The organism is Billgrantia sp. Q4P2, assembly GCF_052806135.1.
The window spans coordinates 12,711-33,032 of sequence record NZ_JBRBAI010000002.1; the positions used below are offsets into that span (position 1 = coordinate 12,711).

A 20,322-nucleotide genomic window follows, 5' to 3' on the forward strand; every position below is an offset into this window, starting at 1 on the left:
GCCATCGAGCCGCTACGCTGGCCGCTCTGTTACAAATTCTTTTTTAGTAACCACTTTATTGCCCCGCTGTACTGCGCTAAAACGAAATTAACAGGTCGCGGTCGGTGGGAGTGACGTATGGGTGCGCGCAGGTCTTCGTCACGCCGGAATTCGTCTACCGTGGCGTGGCTCGACAACGGCGAGTCGCTCGAGAAGCGCTCGCCCCTGATTCAGGAACCGAAGCTCGCTCCGGCCCCACGGGAAACGCCGTCTCATCGTTACCTCTACCTGATCTTGGGGATATTGCTGTTCCTGTTCGGCGTGACGCTCGCCACGCTGCTGTTGGCCGAGGCCAAGACGTCGCACTTCCAGGCCCAGGAACTCTCGCGCTACGCCTCCACCCTGCGCTATGCGCTGGAACCCGGACGCAGCAGCCAGATCCAGTTCCCCAGCCACGGTCCCTTCGACCAGCGCCAGGGTTACACCCAGCTACCGGAGCTGGAGGCACGCCTGCTGTCGCGCGGTTACGAGATCACCGAGCAGGCACGCTTCTCGCCTGCCCTGCTCGACTACACCCGCCGCGGCTTCTTCCCACCCTACCCGGAAAAGGCTCAGGCTGGCCTGACCATCGAGGAGTGCCGGGGCGATACCCTTTACCAGTTCCGTCATCCACAGCGCCAATATCCCAGTTTCGACACCATTCCTCCTGTCGTGCTGCAAACGTTGCTGTTCATCGAGAACCGGCAGTTGCTGGATGAAAGCACGCCTTACGCCAACCCCGCCGTCGACTGGCCGCGCTTTACCAAGGCAGCCCTTTCCCAGGTTGGCCGCGCCCTGGACCTCCCCGGGCAGGCGGCAGGTGGCAGTACCCTGGCCACCCAGCTCGAGAAGTATCGCCATTCACCCCAGGGCCTGACCTACTCTTCCAGGGAAAAGCTGCGTCAGATGATCTCGGCCAGCGTACGCAGCTACCAGTACGGCCCCCAGACCTTGACCGCTCGCCAGGACGTGGCGCTCGATTATCTCAACACCGTGCCGCTTTCGGCCGCCCCCGGCTACGGCGAGGTGCATGGCATCGGCGACGGCCTGTGGGCCTGGTTCGGCGCCGATTTCGATACGTTCAACCGGCGCCTGTCGATCGGCTTCGAGGAAGTCGACGGCCTTACCGAACAGGGGTTGGCCCTGCGCCAGGTCGTGGCGCTGATGATCGCGCAGCGGCGCCCCTCCTGGTACCTGGCTGGTGGCCGCAGGTCACTGGAAGAACTGACCGACAGCTACCTGCGGCTGTTGCGGCAGGAGGGGGTGGTGTCGAATGCCCTCGCCGAGGCCGCGCTGCAGCAGCGCTTGTCGTTCCGCGACTACACCGAGACGCCTTTCAGCCTGCGCATCGAGCCGGACAAGGGGGTGCTGGTCGCCCGTCAGCGCCTGGGTGGCATGCTGGGCATGTCACTCTACGATCTCGATCGGCTCGACCTCAGCGCACGCACGACCCTCAACGCCAGCCTCCAGCGTGAAGTCACGGCCTATTTGCATCGCCTGGCAGACCCGGAGTTCGCCGGCGAGGTCGGCCTGCTGGGAGACCGCCTGCTTGCGTCCGACCGAACCCAGGACGTGCGCTACAGCTTCACCCTGTTCGAGCGCAGTGAAGACGGTTTCCTGGTGCGCGTACAGACCGACAACACCGACCAACCCTTCGATATCAATGAGGGCAGCAAGCTCGAACTCGGCTCCACCGCCAAGCTGCGGGTATTGGCAACTTACCTGGAGGTGATTGCCGAACTGCATGAACGCCATGGCACCAAGAGCGCCGAGGAGCTTCGCGCCATCGAGACCGATCGCCAGGACGTGCTTAGCCGCTGGGTGCTGGATCGACTCATCGAGACTCCTGGTCTGACTCTCGACGCGCTGCTGGCCATGGCCATGGAGCGGCGTTATTCGGCAAGTCCGGCGGAGGCCTTCTTCACCGGAGGCGGGCGGCACACGTTCAGTAACTTCCGTCGCGAGGACAACGGTCGCAATCCGACCCTTTCCGAAGCCATGCGCGAGTCGCTCAACCTGCCCTTCATTCGTGTGATGCGGGATCTGGTGCGCTACAGCACGCACCTCAACGAACATAGGACCCAGTTGCTGGAGGATGACGGCGACCCCCGGCGCATGGAGTACCTGCGCCTGTTCGCCGACCGCGAGGGGCGTACCTTCCTGCAGCGCTTCTGGCGCAAGTACCGCCACCTGAACAGTGACGAGCGCCTCGTTACTTTCCTGGAGGGGCTCAATGTCTCCGCACCGCGCCTTGCGGCGGTACATCGCTACTTGTTCCCGGAAGCCAGCCGTGACGACTTCGCCGCCTTCCTCGGCACCTGGCTACCCGATGCCACCCGCTTGAGCGAGCGCGAGATCGACGCCCTCTATGAACGCTACGCGCCCGGTACCTATTCGCTGACCGACCAGGGCTACGTCGCCCGGGTCCACCCGCTGGAGTTATGGCTGCTGGGTTATCTGCTCGATTACCCCGAGGCCAGCTTCGCCGAGGCTGCCGCGGCCAGCGCCGACGAGCGCCAGGAGGTCTACGGCTGGCTGTTCCGGACACGGCATCGCAGCGCCCGTGACGTGCGCATCCGCACCATGCTCGAAGTCGAAGCGTTCCTCGACATCCATGAGCGCTGGCAGCGCCTGGGCTACCCGTTCGAACACCTGGTACCTTCGCTGGCCACCGCGGTGGGCTCATCGGGCGACCGCCCGGCGGCACTGGCCGAGCTGATGGGCATCATAATCAACGATGGCGTAAGGCAACCTACCCTGCGCATCAATGAGCTGCACTTCGCCGCCGACACGCCCTATGAGACCCGCTTTCTGCCAGCCCCTGGACGGGCCCAGCAGGTCATGGCCCCGGAGGTGGCGGCAGTGCTGCGCGAGACGCTGTCCCAGGTGGTCGAGGGAGGTACCGCCAGACGCCTGCAGGGAAGTTTCACCCTCGAAGACGGCACGCCGCTGGTCCTGGGCGGCAAGACCGGCACCGGCAACAACCGTTTCGAGACGGTGGGCCGCGGTGGACAGGTCACCAGTTCACGTGCGCGCAACCGCACCGCCACTTTCGTCTTCTATCTCGGTGACAACCACTTCGGCACCCTCACCGCTTACGTGGCAGGCACGGCGTCGGACGACTTCCGCTTTACCTCGGCCCTGCCGGTTCAGGTACTCAAGGGCATGGAGCCGATTCTGCGGCCCTATCTCGAACCCGGCGCAGGCACCTGCCCGCCCATGCCCCGGGACGAGTATCACTTTGCCGACGATGGAGAAACGGACCTGTCACTGGATGACGATGAAGAAGGTTCCACCACGTCACCGGACCTCGCCTTGCGCTAGGCTACAGCGAGTAGAACACCGGCTCTGCAATCAGCGGCAGCAGTGAGGCAAAGGCGGTAGAAAAACAAGGCCCGGTGCAGTGCACCGGGCCTTGTCAGGGAACTTTCATCAAGCGATCACTGGCAAGGTACGACCTTGCGCAGCGTATCCTTGGCCCACAGCACCTGGCCATCCGGCGTCTTGCCGTGTTCGTTCCAGCGCTCGGTGACTTCCATGCAGAAGGAACCGGCGTTTTCGGTACGAACGTCGGGGTTGGAAGGCCGCTCGCCACCGATTCGCAGCAGATCGGGATTGTCGGTGGTATAGCGGGGAGCAATAGTGGAATTGCTGGCACAGCCGGCAACCAGGGCGGCGGCCACCAGTACTACAGGCAAACAGCGGCGCAGAGGCATGTTCACAAACCCTCGAAAGTGTCGATTACGCACCGGCAGGCATTTGCCGGTAGCGCTAGATAACACCCGCCCTCGAGGTCGTCAATATTTTTTCGAACAGCGTTCTCCCAAAGTTTGCCTAAGCACAGCACACTGTTTGTCGTTACACATGTCCGTTCATGGCCGGAACGTGTCGAGCAGTGAGGCAATCTGGCTCTTGAGGCTACGATACCCCGTTAAATTGGCAATTCGTACTGATCCTCTACCCGCGCTACGCTGAAGGTATCAGACACAGTCAGGATGTGACGACGTTTCATGGCCGAAGCAAGACCGGACCAGGAATATGCTCCAGCACCCAGCGTGTTCGAACGCTGGGCCGCACGCTACCTGCAACAGCGCAACCCTGGCAACACCGTTCCCCGCCAGGCTCGCGGCCAGCAGGAGCTTGACGCCATCAAGCGAGCCTTTCGCCGCGGCGTTGCCCTGGCCATGCTGGCCGGCATTCTCTCGGGCGGGGTCATTGGCGGCATGGAGTGGTACATGCGCCAGGGCATGCTCGACGGCATGCAGGACATGAGCCTGCGGGAACAGCTGCCCTACTGGGCAGGCTTCTTTGCCGTGGCCGGGGCGGTCAGCGCGGTGGAAATCGCCTTTCTGTATTGGAATGCGCTGCGCGGCGTGGCCGCCATCAGTCGTCTGGCCGACGCGCCTCTGCACGACAGCCCCCAGGCCAGGCTGCTTCTGCTCGGATTGACTCGTGTCGCGCTTGAGCTGCCCAGCCCACAGCACCGAATCTATGGCATCGACCCCTATGCCAGGATGAGCCGCTGGAAGCTGACCGTCATGGCAGTGATGTACCGCATGAAAGTGGGGGTTACAAGCTTCCTGCTACGTGTGCTGTTGCGCCGCGTGCTGGGCCGCGTCGCGCTGCGTGGCCTGCTGCCGCTGGTCACTGGCCCGCTGTATGCCGTATGGAACGCCATCATCACCTGGCGAATCCTGGTCAAGGCCCGCGAACAGGCGTTGGGCCCTTACGCCATCGAGGCGCTGATGGTGCAGCTCGAGCACGATCCGTTGAGCGAGCGGGCCCGTCGCGTCGTACTGCATGCCCTCGCCGCCCTGATCATGGCCAATCAGGATGCGCACCCCAACCACGTCTACCTGCTCTCGCGCCTGTTTGAAACTTTCGGCAGCCGTGAGTACAGCATCGAGGTGGACTGGCCCCAGCAGCGCTTCGCCCTCAATCGCCTGGAGCGCCGGGAAAAACGCCGGGTCCTGGATCTTCTCACTGCCGCCGCGGTGCTCGCCGGGAGATGCAAGGGCAAGCGCAAGCGCTTTCTCGAAGAGCTGTTCGAAGCCTGCGACATGGACTACCCGCAAGAAAAGGTCCGGGCCTGGCGGCGCCAGTTCATGAATGGACAGGGAATCGGCATCGCTCAGTATTCGGCTTCGTCTTAGAACAGCCCGAGCTGACGGTCTATCAAGCTGGAGAAGTCGTCGCCCAGGAAGGGCAGGATGGCGTCGGCCACCGGCTGCAGCTGCCGGCTGAGGTAATGCTGATAGTCGATGGCGGAGCGGCGTGCCTCGAGCGGTTCAGGCCCCGCCATGGTCATCACGTAGCGAATCCAGCCGCCGTGCTGGTATTGCCGCGGGCGCCCTAGCTGGTCGTTGAGCTCGTCGGCCATGCGCGCGGCGCGTACATGAGGCGGCACGTTGCGGCGATACTCGTCGAGCCGGCGACGCAATCGCTTGCGGTAGACCAGGCGTTCGTCGAACTCGCCGGCCAGCGTGCGGCTCACGTAGTCGCGCACGAAATCGCGATAGGTCTCGCCGACGAAGATGCGCCGGTACAGCTCCTGCTGGAAGGTCTTGGCTAGCGGCGTCCAGTCGGCACGCACCGTCTCCAGCCCCTTGAAGACGACGCGCTCGCCTCCCTTCGCATCGTGCACCAGGCCTGCGTAGCGCTTCTTGCTGCCCTCCTCTGCGCCGCGGATGGTGGGCATCAGGAAACGTCGGAAATGAGTTTCGAACTGGAGCTCCAGTGCACTCTCGAGGCCATGTTTCGCTTCGAGGTGCCGTGCCCACCAGCGGTTGACCTGTTCCGCCAGGCGTTGGCCGATGGCATGGGCCTCGACCTCTTCATGGGCGCCGCCCAGCCAGACGAAGGTGGAATCGGTATCGCCGTAGATTACCGTGTAGCCCTCGGCCTCGATCAGTTCCCGGGTACTGCGCATGATCTCGTGGCCGCGCAGGGTGATCGACGATGCCAGGCGCGGGTCGAAGAAGCGGCAGCCGCGCGAACCCAGCACGCCGTAGAAGGAGTTCATGATGATCTTGAGCGCCTGGGAGAGCGGCGCATTGCCCTCGCGCTTGGCGGCCTCGCGCCCCTGCCACACATGCTCCACCATGTCGGGTAGCGCGTGGCGGGTACGCGAGAAACGTGCACCGCGAAATCCCGGCACGGTGGCGGCTTCCTTGCCATCGCGACTCTCCTCGAGCCCCGCCACCAGGCCCACGGGGTCGACCAGGAAGGTGCGGATGATCGAGGGATAGAGACTCTTGAAATCGAGTACCAGCACCGAATCGTAGAGCCCCGGCCGGGAGTCCATGACGAAGCCGCCCGGGCTGTCCGCCCCCTCGCCCCGCCCCTGGAGCAGATTCGGCGCCACGAAGCCCAGCCGGTGCATTCGCGGCAGGTAAAGATGCGAGAATGCCGCTACCGAGCCGCCGCTGCGGTCGGCCTGAAGCCCGGTGACACTGGCCCGTTCGAGCAGGAAGTCGATGAGCTCGGTCTTTTCGAAGATACGCGTGACCAGCTCGCAATCCTTGAGGTTGTAGCGGGCAAGCTGAGGCTTGTCCTCGGCGAACATGCGGTTGATTTCATCCATCCGCTGGTAGGGGTTGTCAATGGCCTTGCCCTCGCCCAGCAGCTCCTGGGCGACGTTTTCCAGGCTGAAAGAGGCAAAGCGCCAGGTGGCCTGGCGCAGGGCTTCGATGCCGTCGATGATCAACCGCCCGGCGGCCGAGGCAAAGAAGTGGTTGGGGTTACTGCCATGAGCGCGCCAACCGAGCGGCTCACCGCCGCGCCCCAGGCGTAGCGGCACGCCCAGCCGTTCCGCGTGACGCTGCAACAGGCGCAGGTCGAACTGCACCAGGTTCCAGCCGATGATGGCGTCGGGGTCGTGCCGGGCGAACCAGTCATTGAGCCGGGCCAACATGGCCTCACGGCTCGCGCAGTACTCCAGCGCGAAATCACGCTGGCGCTCGGCCTCGCCAGCCAGTCCGCTGGGAGGCCCCAGCATGAGGACCTGGCGCTGCTCGCCACAGGCAATCGCAATGGAATAGAGATCGCCCTGGGCGCTGGTCTCGATATCCAGAGATGCCAGCCTGAGCCGAGGGCGGTAATGGGTCGTGGGTCTGAGCTGGGCATCGCTCAGGGAACCATCGGCGGCCTCCTTCCCCACGAACCGTACCGGGGCGGTGATGAAGCGCTCCATCAGGTAGCGCTCCGGCGGACGCACATCGGCTTCGTAGACGTCGACGCCGGCATCGTGCAGACGTCGCTCCAGCTGCTGTAGCAGCCGGTGCTTGTCACAGTAGAGCCCGAGCACTGGCCGATGGTGAAAATCAAGCAGGCCCAGCGGCTTCAGCTCCGCCCCCTGCTCCCCCCGCAGGACGCGTTCTGCCTGCCGACGCTGAGCGACGGGCAAGAACGCCACCGAGGGCTGTGGCGGCAAGCGCACATAGCGCGGCCCGGCATCGGTCGCCAACCAGAACCCCACTTCGCACCCCGCGGAGGTATCCCGCCAGTGCCGTGTCAGCACGAACCCCAGCTGTTCCACCGCCGCCTCTCGCCCCACTGTCATCCTGCCATTCTACCCGGCAGGCTCATGCGATGTCGTCGACCGTCGGCGCTATCGTTCGCCTGGCGCGCGGCAGGCACCACGGCAGTAGCAAGCGGGCCTTGTGCTGCCGCGGCCAACGAAATCGGCCCATGCAGGTGCATGAGCCGATTCGAACACGTTGCCGATTCAAACCTTTGCCAAAGGCTCAGTCACACGGGACGACAGCACGGCTGGTATCCTTGGCCCACAGGGTCTGGCCATCCGGCGTCCTGCCGTGGGAATTCCAGGTTTCGGTGACTTCCACGCAGTAGGAGCCGAGATCTTCGACCCTGCGTTCAGGGTCCGCGGGGCGGTCGTTGCTGATGCGCATGATGTCGGGGTTTTCGCTGGTATAGCGCGGCGCCAAGGCGTTGGTGCCACAGCCCACCAGCAGGGTAGCAATCAGCAGCAGGGGCAGAGCGAGTCGCAGTTTCATCGTATCATCCTCACGAAGGTTTTCAGTCATTCATTCGTTCGTTTGTTGGATGATGCATAACGGGGAATGCGTTGAGTCCTGTCGAGGCGGTCCATCCATTTGACCTAACCACGACGGATACTGCCATTTTACCTCAACCTCCCCCCGGGACGCCAACTCACCCCACGGCAGATGCAGCGGGAGGGGAAGACAGATACAATCGAGAGTCTGTTTTTCTTGGGAATTCCAGAGCCGATATGTCGAACAACGCAAGCGCCCCGCGCAAGATCCTGGTCACCAGTGCCCTGCCCTACGCCAACGGCTCGATCCACCTTGGCCACCTGCTGGAATACATCCAGACCGATATCTGGGTGCGCTTCCAGAAGAGCCGCGGCAATGAGTGCCACTACGTGTGCGCCGACGACGCCCACGGCACCGCGATCATGCTGCGCGCCGAGCAGGAAGGCATCACCTCCGAAGCCTTGATCGAACGCGTCTCACGGGAGCACCAGGCCGACTTCGCCACCTTCGGGGTCGCTTTCGACAACTATCACTCGACCCATTCCGAGGAGAATCGCTACTTCAGCGAACTGATCTATACCCGCCTGCGCGACCGCGGCCATATCGCCACCCGCGATATCGAGCAGATGTACGACCCGGTGAAGGGGCTGTTCCTGGCCGACCGCTTCATCAAGGGCACCTGCCCCAAGTGCAAGACTGCCGACCAGTACGGCGACAACTGCGAGGCATGCGGCGCCACCTATACCCCTGCGGAGCTGATCGACCCGGTGTCGGCGATCTCGGGTGCCACCCCCGAAGTGCGCAGCTCTACCCACTACTTCTTCAAGCTGCCGGACTTCGCCGATTTCCTGAAGGATTGGACCCGCGGCGGCCACGTGCAGACCCAGATCGGCAACAAGCTGCAGGAGTGGTTCGAGTCCGGGCTCAACGAATGGGACATCTCCCGCGATGCGCCCTATTTCGGCTTCGAGATTCCCGATGCACCCGGCAAGTTCTTCTACGTATGGCTGGATGCGCCGATTGGCTACCTGGCCAGTTTCAAGAACCTGTGCGAGCGCACCGGCATCGACTTCGATGCCTACTGGAAGCTGGATTCCGAGGCCGAGGTCTATCACTTCATCGGCAAGGACATCGTCTACTTCCATGCGCTGTTCTGGCCGGCCATGCTGCATGGTGCCGAGTTCCGCACTCCCACCGCGGTGAACTGCCACGGCTTCGTCACCGTGAACGGGGCCAAGATGTCGAAATCCCGCGGCACCTTCATCAAGGCGGCGACTTACGCCGAGCACTTGAACCCCGAATACCTGCGCTACTATTTCGCCGCCAAGCTCACCTCGCGGGTCGACGACCTGGACCTCAACCTCGAGGACTTCGCCGCTCGGGTGAATGCCGACCTGGTGGGCAAGGTGGTCAACATCGCCAGCCGCTGTGCCGGCTTCGTCAAGAAGCTGGGTGACGGCAGACTCTCGGCCCACTGCGTCGAGCCGGAGCTGGTCGCACGCTTCATCGCCGCTGGCGATGGCATCGCCGAGGATTTCGAGGCTCGCGAGTTCGGTCGTGCCGTACGCAAGATCATGGAACTGGCCGACGAAGCCAACACCTACATTGCCGACAGGGAGCCATGGGTACTGGCCAAGCAGGAGGGCTGCGAGCAGAAGGTACTCGATATCTGTTCGGTAGGCATCAACCTGTTCCGCCAGTTGATGGTCTATCTGGCTCCGGTGGTACCGGCCATGGCCGAGCAGGCGCGCCAGTTCCTGCAGTTGGAATCGCTCGCCTGGGAGAGCCGCCAGGAGGTGTTGCTCAGCCACGAGATTGCCAAGTTCAAACCGTTGATGACCCGCGTGGAGCGGGAGAAGATCGATGCCATGATCGAGGCATCGAAGGAGGACCTGGTGGAAGAACGTAAACTCAAGGAAGCGGCCAAGGGGCCGCTCGCCGACGACCCCATCGCCGAGCCGATCGCCTTCGATGATTTTGCCAAGGTCGACCTGCGCATCGCGCGCATCGCCAAGGCCGAGTACGTCGAGGGCGCCGACAAGCTGCTCCGGCTCACTCTCGAACTGGGTGGCGAAACGCGCAATGTCTTCGCCGGCATCCGTTCGGCTTACGCGCCGGAGGCCCTCGAAGGGCGCCTGACCGTGATGGTCGCCAACCTGGCACCGCGCAAGATGCGTTTCGGCGTCTCGGAGGGCATGGTGCTGGCTGCAGGGAATGATGATGGCATCTATCTGCTGTCGCCGGATTCCGGCGCCGAGCCTGGCCAGCGGGTCAGGTAACGGCTTCGGTAGGGGAAACAGCGCGGCTTCGGTCGCGCTTTTCTTTGCTGACTGGCACTTTTCGATCAAAAACTTAATTTTACTAAAGTCCTGTAAGCCTAAGCCGATATGTCTTGTAAGCAATAACCTACATCGGTGCCTGCACCTCTCCACTTGGGTGGCAGCACATGAAACAGGCACGCTCCATGACACCAAAGCTCATGCTCAGTTCCTTGCGCAATCGTTTCCTGCTGTCATTGTGCACGGTGCTGTGCCTGGCCTTGCTGGCCCTGGTCCTCATTGCGCGCTACCAGATCATGCCCATCCTGCTGGAGGATGAGGAGCAGTACGCCAGCGCTGAGCTCGACCGCGCTGGCCGCGCCCTGAACGCCGAACTCAACCACATGCGTCGCCTGGTGGAAGACTGGGCCTACTGGGACGATAGCTACGACTTCGTTCGTGATGAGCGGCCCCAATACGTCGACTCCAACCTCTATGAATCCACGCTCGAGACGCTGGATCTCGAGATGATGCTCTTCCTCGATGCCAACAACGAAGCCTACTGGGTAGCCGGGTACGACGAGGAGGGTGAATTCACTTCATGCCCCGGCACGCTGCCTCCCTGCGATTGGGCCGCCCCAGCCATCGCTTTTCTCAGCCGACATGTCGAAAGTAAGCTGGACGATGCCACGGATACTTGGCTGTTGGCCCAGCGCGAACTTGCCATGGCGGCGCTGTCGCCGATTCATCAGAGCAAGGAGGAGGCGCCGGCCGCAGGCTGGCTCGCCATGGTTCGCCCGCTCTCCGAGCCTTGGGTCGAACAGTTGCGCGATACCACCGGCATCGAGCTGGAACTGAGTCCTGTATCCGTGCAGGAGGGCCCCGCCCCGCAACAGCAGTTGGAGCGCATCTCATCCACCCATATGGCGGCCAGCCGCTTCATTCCGGCCCTGCCGTCAACCCGTGCCGTGCGCATCGATGCCCTGTTGCCGCGCCAGCGCTACCAGGCAAGCCTGGAGACCTTCCGCTTCGCGCTCTACTGGACCAGTGGGGTGCTGATCGTCACGCTGCTCATCGTACTGTGGCTGCTCGAACGCATGGTGCTATCGCCGCTGCGCCAGTTCGCCCACTATACCCAGCGCCTCCACCAGGAGGTGGTGACCCCCATCATGCCCAACAGACTGGTGGCGCGCCGCGACGAGATCGGCACCCTGGCGCGAGAGTTTCGCAGCCTGCTGAAGCATCAGCAGCAACAGTCCGCGCAGTTGCTGGAATTGACCCTGCACGATCCCCTTACGGGCGTAGCCAACCGGCGCCTGTTCGACGAACGCTTTGCCGAATTGCTGAAGCGCCCAGGTCAGCATCACCAAACTGCGGCGATGATGATCGATATCGACCACTTCAAGCTCTACAACGACCACTACGGGCATCAGGCCGGTGATGTCTGCCTGGTCACTCTGGCCCAATGCATGAAGGACCAACTCAAGTCTCAGGGTTTTCTGGTGGCACGAACCGGCGGTGAAGAATTCAGCGTCCTGCTTCCGGACACCTCGCTCGACGCCGCGCTCGGCCATGCCCGTAAGCTGCTCCAGGCAATCAACGCACTGGCGCTGCCCCACGAGTACTCACCGACCGGTTCCATCGTGACGGTCAGCATCGGCGTTGCCGTGCAGCGGGCGGACCTGGCAACCCCGAGCGATATCATGCGTGCCGCCGACCAGGCCATGTACCAGGCCAAGGAAAGTGGCCGCAATCGGGTTGAGGCCTATTGCACTCACGATCAGTCCAGCGCTGTCGACCGCTAGGTTCTCGAGGAATGAGCCGGCCCGGGCGGTATGCCCGAACCGGCCCTGCAGCGTATAATGGCCGACCGCCAGCCTCTGCCGGCAACTCCCCTGCGCCCAACCAGGAGACGACGTGACGGGCCACAGCACCTTGATCGACGCCATCGACGCCCTGCTGCCCCAGACCCAGTGTGGTAAATGCGGCCACCCGGGCTGCCGTCCCTATGCCGAGGCCATCGATGCGGGTGAGCCGATCAACCGCTGCCCGCCCGGCGGCGAGGAAACCGTCGAACGCCTCGCCGAGCTGACCGGTCGCTCGCCCCAGCCCCTCGAGCAACCGGCCCAGCTGCCGCTGGCGGCGGTCATACGCGAGGCGGAATGCATCGGCTGTACCAAGTGCATCCAGGCGTGCCCGGTGGACGCCATCCTGGGTGCCAGCAAGCGCATGCACAGCGTGATCACCACCGAGTGCACCGGCTGCGAGCTGTGCGTGTCCCCCTGCCCCGTCGACTGCATCGACCTGGTGCCACACCCCGAATGGCAGGCTGCCGCCGATGAGGCAGAGCGCCAAGCGTATCTGGCGCGGCGGGCGCAACTGGGCCGTCGGCGGTATCAGGCGCGCCAGCAGCGCTTGGCACGCCTTGAGCGGGAGAAGCGCCTGGAGCGGCAGCGCCGCATGATCCGGCAAGAAACGCGCGGTTCGCGTAGCGGCCCGACACCACAGCGCCAGCGCCAGATGGCCGTGAAGGCAGCCGAGCAGGCGGTACGCAGAGCCCGCCAGCAGCTCGAGCACGCCCAGCGATGCCATGACAGCGCAGCCTGCCATCAGGCCGAGACTCAGCTCCAGCGCGCCACCGCCCTGCTCGAGGAAGCCCGCGCATCCCTGGCGCCCGGTTCACCATGAGCGCGCCATCGCAACGAGAGTCCGCATGAACGCCCAGAAACGCTACGAGATCTTCGCCCGCCTGCGCGAACACAACCCCGAGCCGACCACGGAACTCAATTGGAGCACGCCGTTCGAGCTACTCTCTGCCGTGCTGCTCTCCGCCCAGGCAACCGACGTGGGGGTCAACAAGGCCACCGCCCGGCTATTTGCGGAGGCCAATACGCCCCAGGCCATCATCGATCTCGGCCTCGATGCCCTCAAGGAACACATCAAGACCATCGGGCTCTACAACACCAAGGCCGAGAACCTGATGAAAACCTGCCGCCTCCTGGTCGAACGGCACGGCGGCGAGGTGCCCCGCACCCGCGCCGAGCTCGAAGCGCTGCCGGGGGTCGGGCGCAAGACCGCCAATGTGATTCTCAATACCGCCTTCGGCGAACCCACCATCGCCGTAGACACGCATATCTTTCGCGTCTCCAACCGCACCCGTATCGCCCCCGGCAAGAACGTCGACGAAGTCGAGCAGAAACTGCTGCGCCACGTGCCCAGGGAGTTTCGCCGCGATGCGCACCACTGGCTGATCCTGCACGGCCGCTATACCTGCGTGGCACGCCGGCCGCGCTGCGGCAGCTGCGTGATCGAGGATCTGTGCGAGTACAAGGAAAAGGTCGATATCTGAGTAAAAGATACGACTAATGAAGGTTTTGCATAGTTCTGCACAGTCAGGGACGATAAGCGGCAGACAACAATAACCAGAGTCGTCCCCATGCCTTTGCACGACAGCCCCATCGGTGAGCGTATCGAAGCGCTGCTCGCCCTTTCGCGTGAGCACGCCAACACTTTCTGCAGCCCCTCGGCATGGCTCGCTCGCGAACGCTATCTGGCCAACCATCCCACGCGCATCCTGGCAATGAAGTGCATGGACGGGCGCATACACCTGCCCCATGCCACCCGTACGCCGCTGGGCATCATCACCCCGTTCCGTAACCTTGGCGGCATCTTCCACCTGGGCTGGCCCTACCTCGGTGAGATGCTCACCGATGCCGTCGAAGAAGCCATCCATGGCGGCAGCGGCGTGCTGTTGATCATCAGCTATCATTTTTCCCGTGGCGAGCGGACGCGCGGCTGTGCCGGCTTCGACTGCGACGCGAATGCCGCCCTGGCCCATGCCCACGAGATACGCCGCCAGGCCGAACGCATCTTCGGCCGCGACCACCGTCACGTCTACCCGTTGGTATGCGGCTTCGAGACCGATACCGATGCGCTCATCGTGCACGGTGTCGGCGACGCCACTCTCGACCTCAGCGAGCTGCTCCCTGCCGAGGAAGGCAATCTCGAACACCGCGTCGCCAGCCTGTGCCCCGACATGCCGGCCGACATTCGCCGCGACCTGCTGCCGCTGCTGAAGGGCAACCTGCAGCATGTCGATTCGCTGCGCGGCACCGCCCGCGAACTCGACATCGAGCATCGCGAATGGGTGATCTGCGTTGGGCGAGGCTTCGACTTCCTGCACCTGCCCAACACCGCCCTGATCGTCGGGCCCTACAGCCCAGACCTTTCCGAGCCCATCGGCACCGCCGCCGCGATCATCGATGCCAACATGAAGGCGGGGCGCATCCCCGACGACGGCTTCCTGCTGCTGGCCTCGACCCCCTATGAAACGGTCGGTGTGGATCGCGCCCGGGCCGAACTGAAGTCGTGTTTCCTCTCGGAATTCGCCGCCCAGGTCATCGCCCGCGAGCACCCCAGGCTGGCAGCCAGCATGATATCGCGCACCGCTGTCGTCCATTGGCCCAGCCGCAGGCTGGAACTTCTCGACCACGCTTGACCGGAACGCAACGATGACGCTGCTCAAGATCCTGCTGCTGCCGCCCACTTTCAACGTGCTGCTGGTGCTGCTGGGGCTGTTGCTCAGCCCCAGGCGGTTCCTCGGCGCCCTGCTGATCATGCTGGGTCTATTCGGCCTGCTGCTGCTCGCCACGCCGATGGCCAGCCATACCCTGCGCCAGGGGCTCGAGCCCTACCCCATACCGGCCCGCACCCAACTGGAGAGCAGCGAGGCGATCGTCATCCTCGGCGGTGGGCGCGATTATACCGCCCCCGAGTTCGGCTGGGGCGACGCCCCGGCGAACCCCACCTGGCGCCGGCTGGCCTACGGCGCCCACCTGCATCGCCAGACCGAACTGCCGATCCTGGTGAGCGGCGGCCGGGTGCATGGTGAGGAAGTCGCCGAAGCAAGCCTGATGGCAGCCGCCCTGCGCGACGTCTTCGACATACCGGTGCGCTGGCTGGAAGGCGAAAGCCGCAGCACCGCCGAGAATGCCCGCATCAGCGCCGAGATGCTGCGGGCCGACGGCATCGGGCGGGTCGCCCTGGTATCGCAGACCTGGCATATGCCGCGGGCGGTGGCAGAATTCGAGGCACAGGGCCTGGCCGTGGTGCCAGCCCCCACCGAGTTCACCAGCCCGCCGCCCGAAGGGCTCGCAGCCTGGCTGCCACGCGCCTACCATCTCAACCAGAGCACGCGCGCCCTCAACGAGTGGCTGGGCCGTGCCGGACAATCACTACGCCACTTGCTGCCGTAGCCCCCTCACCCTGAACCAGCCAGGGGGCGCCTTCATCGCTCAAGCCGATGCCGTTTCACACTGTGTCGGCATAGCCTCCGCATCAGCGGGCCAGGGCTGCAATGTGGCGTCGAGTTGGTGAGGCCAGTCGCGGTCGTTGGCCACCTGGGCTTGAACGCGGCTGAGTTCCAACGCGTCCACGTCGACTTCGTGACAGGCCCAAAGCGTGTTGCCCTGGGTAGCGGCAAGGATTCCATCGGCGGGAAAGCCGTGGTCCATGGGTGCGTAGAGAGTCGCCTCACCAGTGTTGATGTCGAGCGCCGGGCTCCATGGTGCCTCACCGGCGGTTACCGCCTGGGCCACGAAGAAGCGATTCTCGAGCGCACGGGCCAGGCAGCCGACCCTAACGCGGGTCGCACCGGCGGCGGTATCGGTGCAGCTGGGCACCAGCAGCAGGCGCACTCCCGCTTCGTACTGGGCTCGCACCGGCAGCGGGAACTCCACGTCGTAGCAGACCGCGATACCGACCCGGCGGCCGTCGCAGTCGAAGCCGTGCAGGGTGTCGCCGGGCTCGATGACACCGCTCTGTTTCTCGTATCCGGTGAGTTGCAGCTTGTCCTGCCAGCCATGCACACCGTCCGGGGCGAACCAGTCGGCCCGGTTGCGGTAGCGTCCGACGCCCACGTCAAGCAGGAAAGTGCCAGGCACCAGATACATGTCGAGTTCACGAGCCAGGCGTTGGTAGAGTTCGCACCAGGCGCCACGCCACGGCTGCAGCTCGGCCAGCGAGGCCTTGAGGTCGCCGCGCGCTTCGGGGGAGAAGCTGGCCGCGAGTTCCAGGCTGAGGTATTCCGGCAGCACCGCGATCCGGGCACCCAGCTCGCGGGCCTGTCTCAGACAGGCTGCCTGGCGCTGGGCGAATTCGTCGAAACTCGCCGGCATGCCGATCGGGTACTTGGCCACGGCCACACGCATGGCTACCCCTCCCTCACGTTCGCAGTGACGACCGACATCACGCTTCGGCCACCTGGCGCAACCACTCCTCGAGGTTGTAGTAGTTGGTCACTCGGGTGATCCGACCCCCTGCCACTTCGAAGAATGCCCCGCCGGGCAGCACGTAACGCTGCCCCTTGGCCGGCGGCAGTCCCTCGTCGGTCGCACGGTACTCGCCGTGCACCACATACTCGGCGGCGACCCGGCGCCCGTCGTCACCGGACATGACCACGATGTCTTCCAGCCGCTCCACGTAGCTACGCTCCATGCGAGCCAGGAACTGACGAAAGGCGTCGCGCCCCGTCTCGCGCGGCCCCTGGTTCAGGTCATGCGCCACTTCGCCATCGAGGCAATCGAGCATGGCGTCCCAGTCGCCACGGTTGAAGGCATCGTAGTAACGCTGGATCAGTTGCACGCTCTCGGACATGAGCAGGCTCTCCTGGATGAATTCATGGGGCGTGAGTGTAAACGCCCCGGCCAGGCGACGTTAGCCTGCCGGCATGCATTTGACCATTGCCATACAGCAATGACCGCAGAGGGCGAGCTCGCTTCAGAAGCCCAGGCTCTCGAGCCGACCGGCAGCTCCTATCGTAACGCGCACTCCCGTCAGAGAGCCGGCATCGCGAACTCGAACAAAGGTCGTACAGCCCCGGCGGGTCCTGCACGGTACGCTGCCGAGAGAAGCCCGCCTCTGCAACGACGAGACACTCATGCAAGAGACCCTCCTCCAACTCGCCATGGCCGGCGCCTTCGGTGCCTTCATCGGCATGCTGTTCCGCGTCACCCGCCGCCCCGGCCAGGCGCGTGCCTTCAGATTCACGCTGGTGGGTCTTGCCGCCGGTATCACCGCCTACCTCATCTACTACGTCCTGACTCGGACCACCGGCGCCCCGCCCTGGCTGCTGCCGCTACTGGTACTGCTCCAGGTGTGGCTATGGCTCGGTCCACTCGGGCCGAAATTCTGGCGACTCGAAAAGGACAACGACGAGCCACGCTGAATGCGGCAGACTCGACCTATACCTGACTGTGTCGGCACCCGGGCTTGCCCGTAACCGACGTGCCTGGCCAGACGGCCCAGGTCGGCTCGTTCTGCCAAGGTCGTCTTTGCCACCCCTGGCGTGCGCACTAGACTGATGAACAACAAGAACCCAATACGCCTCAAGGAGTCACGAATGGCCAAGGTGCTGGTGGTGGACGATGAACCCAACATCGTCCTGTCGCTGGAGTTCCTGATGCAGCAGGCCGGTTTCGACGTGGACACGGCCGAGGATGGTGAAGGCGCCCTGGCCAAGGTCGAGCAGTCCCCACCCGACCTGATCCTGCTCGATATCAGCTTGCCCGGTATCAGCGGCTTCGACGTGCTGGAACAGCTGCGCCAGGACGCGCGCCACGCCAGGCTTCCCATCATCATGCTCACCGCCCACGGGCGCGAGGTGGAGCGTGAGAAAGGACTGGCCCTGGGTGCCGACGACTACGTGACCAAGCCCTTCTCTACCCAGGCGCTGGTCGAGAAAGTGAAAGTCCTGCTGGCCGAGGATACCTGATGCTTGGGCGCAAGCTGCCCAAGCGCCAGCGCCTGATCGGCCTATGGCTGTTGCTCAGCGGCATCAGCCTGCTGGGTGGCGCCATTTTTGCCGCCTGGCTGGACAGCCTGTTCCAGCCTCAGGGGCTAGCCCGCCTCGTGCTGTGGCTGGGCTGCTTCTCGGGCGGCGCTACCATCTTCCTGGTGGGTCTGTTGCTCGAGCGCATGCTGTTCACTCCGTTGCGCCATCTCCAGGTTCAGCTGGCACGCCTGGTGGCCAACCCGGACGCCCGCGAGGACTACCCCCCGGAGGGCTGGTTGCGCGGCCTGGGGCCCGACTTGGTGCGCGTGCGTGAGGCCTGGCGCAGCGACCGCCAACGCCTGGCCACGGCTCATGCGGAAGGCGCACGCAGTGCAGCGCGCATTCGCCAGGAACTCGAGACACTGCTGCAGGTGCTCGACACCCCGCTGCTGCTGTGCGATCACCACCGTCGTCTATTGCTGTTCAACCAGGCCGCCGAGGCCCTGTTCGAGGAACATACGGGGCTTGGGCTGGGTAAACGTCTCGATGCCCTGCTGCCGATATCGAGCCTGCAGGATGCGCTGGGACAGCTCCCGGCAGACGGCTCGCCCCGTGAGCTGCTGATCCCTTGCGATGAACGCTGGCTGCACGTGGTGATGCGCCGGGTGCCCCAGAGCAACGGCGAGACCTTGCTGACGCTATCCGATGCCACCGCCGCCTGGACTAGCGAGATGGGTGCCCGCGCAGGTCTGGCAGAACATATGGCGCCATTACGCCGGCACGGCGCCAGCCTGGCCAGTGCCGCCGAAGCACTGATCAGCGTGCGCCATGCCAGACACATTGACAATACGCTACGCCTACGCCTGGAAGCGGTGATCGATGAGGAGAGCCGCGCCCTGGGCAGCGAAATAGAGAACCTCGGCCGCCTGATCGAGGACATGCAGCAACAAGGCGAGCGCCTGGTACCACTGTGGTCCAACGACCTGTGGCAATCGCTGAACGAACGACTCGTCGACAACTCCATCGAGGTCCTGCCGATTGGCATGCCGGCCTGGTTCAAGGGCGATGCCCCGGCGCTACTCGTGATGCTCGTGGCACTGTTGGAACGGCTGAGAAAACATGCCGGTACCACGGATTTCGCAGGCGAGATCCTGCTCGGCAACCGCCGCGTCTACCTCGACTTGATCTGGCCTGGCAAGCCGTTGCCGCAGCGGGAACTGGCGGCATGGTGCGAACAGCGGCTCGTGGCGCTGCCGCTCTCGCCACGTGTCGGCGACCTGTTGCGCCAGCATGCCAGCGATGCCTGGAGCCTGGCGGACGCCGACGGCCACTATTCCCGCCTGCGCCTGCCGCTGCCCGCGGTCGAGCGCGTCGGCGCTCCGCGCGGCAAGCTGCCACCACGCCCCGAATTCCATGACTTCGGCATTGCCGACTTGCCACCGCCGGATGCCGAACTGGCACGCTGCTCGCTGCGAGCGCTGGAGGTGGTGGCGTTCGATACCGAGACCACCGGGCTCGATCTGCGCCGCGGCGATACCGTGATCAGCATCGGCGCCTGCCGGATCGTCAATGCACGGCTGCTGGCCAGCGACACCTTCGACGTACGGGTCGACCCCGGCAAGCCGATTCCGCCCGCCAGCACCGCGATACACGGCATCACCGATGACGACGTGGCCGGCGCCCCACCACTGCCGGTAATCCTGCCACGCTTTCGCGACTACATAGGCGATGCCGTAATACTGGCCCACAACGCGGCATTCGACTTGTTGGCTCTGCAGTCTCCCGGCAGCGGCATCGCTCTCGAGATGCCGGTGCTCGATACGCTACTGATCTCCCGTGCCCTGGACGAGAGCCTGGACGGTCACGACCTGGATACCCTCGCCGAGCGCTACGACCTGAGTTTCCCACCGGGCACGCGCCATACGGCACTGGGCGATGCGCGAGTGACGGCGGAGCTGTGGCTGGCACTTTTGCCCAGGCTCGAGGCACGTGGCATCGAGACCCTGGAGCAGGCGCTGGCCCTGCAAGCAACCGCCTTGGACAGGGAGGACGCCTGCACATGAATGCCTCCAACTCCCAGGCCCGGCTGGTCGCACTTATCGGTCTGGCCGCCCTGCTCTTCTCGCCGCCACTGGTGCTGATCTTCGACCGGCCCTCCGCCACCGGGCCTTCGTGGCTGCCGCTCTACCTGTTCGTGGCCTGGATCGTGGTCATCGGCCTGACCGCCTGGTTGATGGAGCATCGTCGGGAGGACGGCTGA

At 64.3% G+C, this 20,322-nt stretch carries 17 protein-coding genes; 12 read left to right on the forward strand and 5 right to left on the reverse strand.

The genetic code is table 11. The annotated features are described in order from the left end of the window. Positions 1-117 precede the first annotated feature (117 nt). Entirely contained in the window at positions 118-3,342 is a 3,225-nt protein-coding gene (locus ACUY1T_RS02935; RefSeq protein WP_446020235.1) for a transglycosylase domain-containing protein, read from the forward strand. 116 nt (positions 3,343-3,458) lie between these two features. On the opposite strand, the gene ACUY1T_RS02940 is transcribed toward ACUY1T_RS02935, so the two are convergent. After that, entirely contained in the window at positions 3,459-3,734 is a 276-nt protein-coding gene (locus ACUY1T_RS02940; protein ID WP_446020236.1) for a hypothetical protein, read from the reverse strand. Positions 3,735-4,028: 294 nt separating this feature from the next. Here ACUY1T_RS02940 and ACUY1T_RS02945 point away from each other — a divergent pair, with 294 nt between their 5' ends. After that, a complete protein-coding gene (locus ACUY1T_RS02945; protein ID WP_446020237.1) occupies positions 4,029-5,171 on the forward strand; it encodes an LBF_2804 family protein in 1,143 nt (380 codons plus the stop codon). On the opposite strand, the gene ACUY1T_RS02950 is transcribed toward ACUY1T_RS02945, so the two are convergent. Beyond that, positions 5,168-7,579, reverse strand: coding sequence for a DNA polymerase II (locus tag ACUY1T_RS02950; protein WP_446020238.1), 2,412 nt, complete (start codon positions 7,577-7,579; stop codon positions 5,168-5,170). The two genes, ACUY1T_RS02945 and ACUY1T_RS02950, sit on opposite strands and share 4 nt — an antisense overlap. 184 nt (positions 7,580-7,763) lie before the next feature. After that, positions 7,764-8,033, reverse strand: coding sequence for a hypothetical protein (locus ACUY1T_RS02955; RefSeq protein ID WP_446020239.1), 270 nt, complete (start codon positions 8,031-8,033; stop codon positions 7,764-7,766). 236 nt (positions 8,034-8,269) lie between these two features. Between ACUY1T_RS02955 and metG the strand changes: the two genes are divergently transcribed. The 6 genes from metG (at position 8,270) to ACUY1T_RS02985 (ending at position 15,546) form a co-directional block, all read left to right on the forward strand. Continuing rightward, a complete protein-coding gene (gene metG, locus ACUY1T_RS02960; protein ID WP_446020240.1) occupies positions 8,270-10,312 on the forward strand; it encodes a methionine--tRNA ligase in 2,043 nt (680 codons plus the stop codon). A 185-nt stretch (positions 10,313-10,497) separates the two neighbouring features. Further along, the gene (locus tag ACUY1T_RS02965; protein WP_446020241.1) at positions 10,498-12,096 is read left to right on the forward strand and encodes a sensor domain-containing diguanylate cyclase; all 1,599 of its coding nucleotides are present in this window, start codon (positions 10,498-10,500) and stop codon (positions 12,094-12,096) included. A 112-nt stretch (positions 12,097-12,208) separates the two neighbouring features. Then, entirely contained in the window at positions 12,209-12,979 is a 771-nt protein-coding gene (locus ACUY1T_RS02970) for an RnfABCDGE type electron transport complex subunit B (protein WP_446020242.1), read from the forward strand. 25 nt (positions 12,980-13,004) lie between these two features. Beyond that, positions 13,005-13,640: an endonuclease III gene (gene nth / locus ACUY1T_RS02975; RefSeq protein WP_446020243.1), complete on the forward strand. Its 636-nt coding sequence runs from the start codon at positions 13,005-13,007 to the stop codon at positions 13,638-13,640. Between the two features lie 87 nt (positions 13,641-13,727). Beyond that, positions 13,728-14,789, forward strand: coding sequence for a hypothetical protein (locus ACUY1T_RS02980; RefSeq protein WP_446020244.1), 1,062 nt, complete (start codon positions 13,728-13,730; stop codon positions 14,787-14,789). A 13-nt stretch (positions 14,790-14,802) separates the two neighbouring features. Then, positions 14,803-15,546, forward strand: a complete 744-nt coding sequence (locus ACUY1T_RS02985; protein ID WP_446020245.1) for a YdcF family protein — start codon at positions 14,803-14,805, stop codon at positions 15,544-15,546. 39 nt (positions 15,547-15,585) lie between these two features. On the opposite strand, the gene ACUY1T_RS02990 is transcribed toward ACUY1T_RS02985, so the two are convergent. After that, on the reverse strand, positions 15,586-16,500 hold the full coding sequence (locus ACUY1T_RS02990; RefSeq protein ID WP_446020246.1) for a carbon-nitrogen hydrolase family protein: 915 nt from the start codon (positions 16,498-16,500) through the stop codon (positions 15,586-15,588). A gap of 37 nt (positions 16,501-16,537) precedes the next feature. Further along, positions 16,538-16,945 carry a ketosteroid isomerase-related protein gene (locus ACUY1T_RS02995; RefSeq protein WP_446020247.1) on the reverse strand — a complete coding sequence of 136 codons (408 nt, stop codon included), beginning with the start codon at positions 16,943-16,945 and terminating at the stop codon, positions 16,538-16,540. A 283-nt stretch (positions 16,946-17,228) separates the two neighbouring features. Between ACUY1T_RS02995 and ACUY1T_RS03000 the strand changes: the two genes are divergently transcribed. The 4 genes from ACUY1T_RS03000 (at position 17,229) to ACUY1T_RS03015 (ending at position 20,322) form a co-directional block, all read left to right on the forward strand. Beyond that, positions 17,229-17,516: a hypothetical protein gene (locus tag ACUY1T_RS03000; protein WP_446020248.1), complete on the forward strand. Its 288-nt coding sequence runs from the start codon at positions 17,229-17,231 to the stop codon at positions 17,514-17,516. 174 nt (positions 17,517-17,690) lie between these two features. Next, complete coding sequence (locus ACUY1T_RS03005) at positions 17,691-18,062, forward strand: response regulator transcription factor (protein ID WP_446020249.1); 372 nt, start codon at positions 17,691-17,693, stop codon at positions 18,060-18,062. Then, positions 18,062-20,125, forward strand: a complete 2,064-nt coding sequence (locus ACUY1T_RS03010) for an exonuclease domain-containing protein (protein ID WP_446020250.1) — start codon at positions 18,062-18,064, stop codon at positions 20,123-20,125. Before ACUY1T_RS03005 ends, ACUY1T_RS03010 begins: the two co-directional genes overlap by 1 nt. Then, positions 20,122-20,322: a hypothetical protein gene (locus ACUY1T_RS03015; protein ID WP_446020251.1), complete on the forward strand. Its 201-nt coding sequence runs from the start codon at positions 20,122-20,124 to the stop codon at positions 20,320-20,322. The genes ACUY1T_RS03010 and ACUY1T_RS03015 overlap by 4 nt, the downstream gene beginning before the upstream one ends.

Bases quoted from the DNA above. Each gene is read 5' to 3' on its own strand.
- ACUY1T_RS03015 (WP_446020251.1), top strand. From the start codon at position 20,122: ATGAATGCCTCCAACTCCCAGGCCCGGCTGGTCGCACTTATCGGTCTG.
- ACUY1T_RS02965 (WP_446020241.1), top strand. From the start codon at position 10,498: ATGACACCAAAGCTCATGCTCAGTTCCTTGCGCAATCGTTTCCTGCTG.
- nth (WP_446020243.1), top strand. From the start codon at position 13,005: ATGAACGCCCAGAAACGCTACGAGATCTTCGCCCGCCTGCGCGAACAC.
- ACUY1T_RS02995 (WP_446020247.1), bottom strand. From the start codon at position 16,945: ATGTCCGAGAGCGTGCAACTGATCCAGCGTTACTACGATGCCTTCAAC.
- ACUY1T_RS02945 (WP_446020237.1), top strand. From the start codon at position 4,029: ATGGCCGAAGCAAGACCGGACCAGGAATATGCTCCAGCACCCAGCGTG.
- ACUY1T_RS03000 (WP_446020248.1), top strand. From the start codon at position 17,229: ATGCAAGAGACCCTCCTCCAACTCGCCATGGCCGGCGCCTTCGGTGCC.
- ACUY1T_RS02950 (WP_446020238.1), bottom strand. From the start codon at position 7,579: ATGACAGTGGGGCGAGAGGCGGCGGTGGAACAGCTGGGGTTCGTGCTG.
- ACUY1T_RS02935 (WP_446020235.1), top strand. From the start codon at position 118: ATGGGTGCGCGCAGGTCTTCGTCACGCCGGAATTCGTCTACCGTGGCG.
- metG (WP_446020240.1), top strand. From the start codon at position 8,270: ATGTCGAACAACGCAAGCGCCCCGCGCAAGATCCTGGTCACCAGTGCC.
- ACUY1T_RS02955 (WP_446020239.1), bottom strand. From the start codon at position 8,033: ATGAAACTGCGACTCGCTCTGCCCCTGCTGCTGATTGCTACCCTGCTG.
- ACUY1T_RS02980 (WP_446020244.1), top strand. From the start codon at position 13,728: ATGCCTTTGCACGACAGCCCCATCGGTGAGCGTATCGAAGCGCTGCTC.
- ACUY1T_RS02985 (WP_446020245.1), top strand. From the start codon at position 14,803: ATGACGCTGCTCAAGATCCTGCTGCTGCCGCCCACTTTCAACGTGCTG.
- ACUY1T_RS02940 (WP_446020236.1), bottom strand. From the start codon at position 3,734: ATGCCTCTGCGCCGCTGTTTGCCTGTAGTACTGGTGGCCGCCGCCCTG.
- ACUY1T_RS03010 (WP_446020250.1), top strand. From the start codon at position 18,062: ATGCTTGGGCGCAAGCTGCCCAAGCGCCAGCGCCTGATCGGCCTATGG.
- ACUY1T_RS02990 (WP_446020246.1), bottom strand. From the start codon at position 16,500: ATGCGTGTGGCCGTGGCCAAGTACCCGATCGGCATGCCGGCGAGTTTC.
- ACUY1T_RS03005 (WP_446020249.1), top strand. From the start codon at position 17,691: ATGGCCAAGGTGCTGGTGGTGGACGATGAACCCAACATCGTCCTGTCG.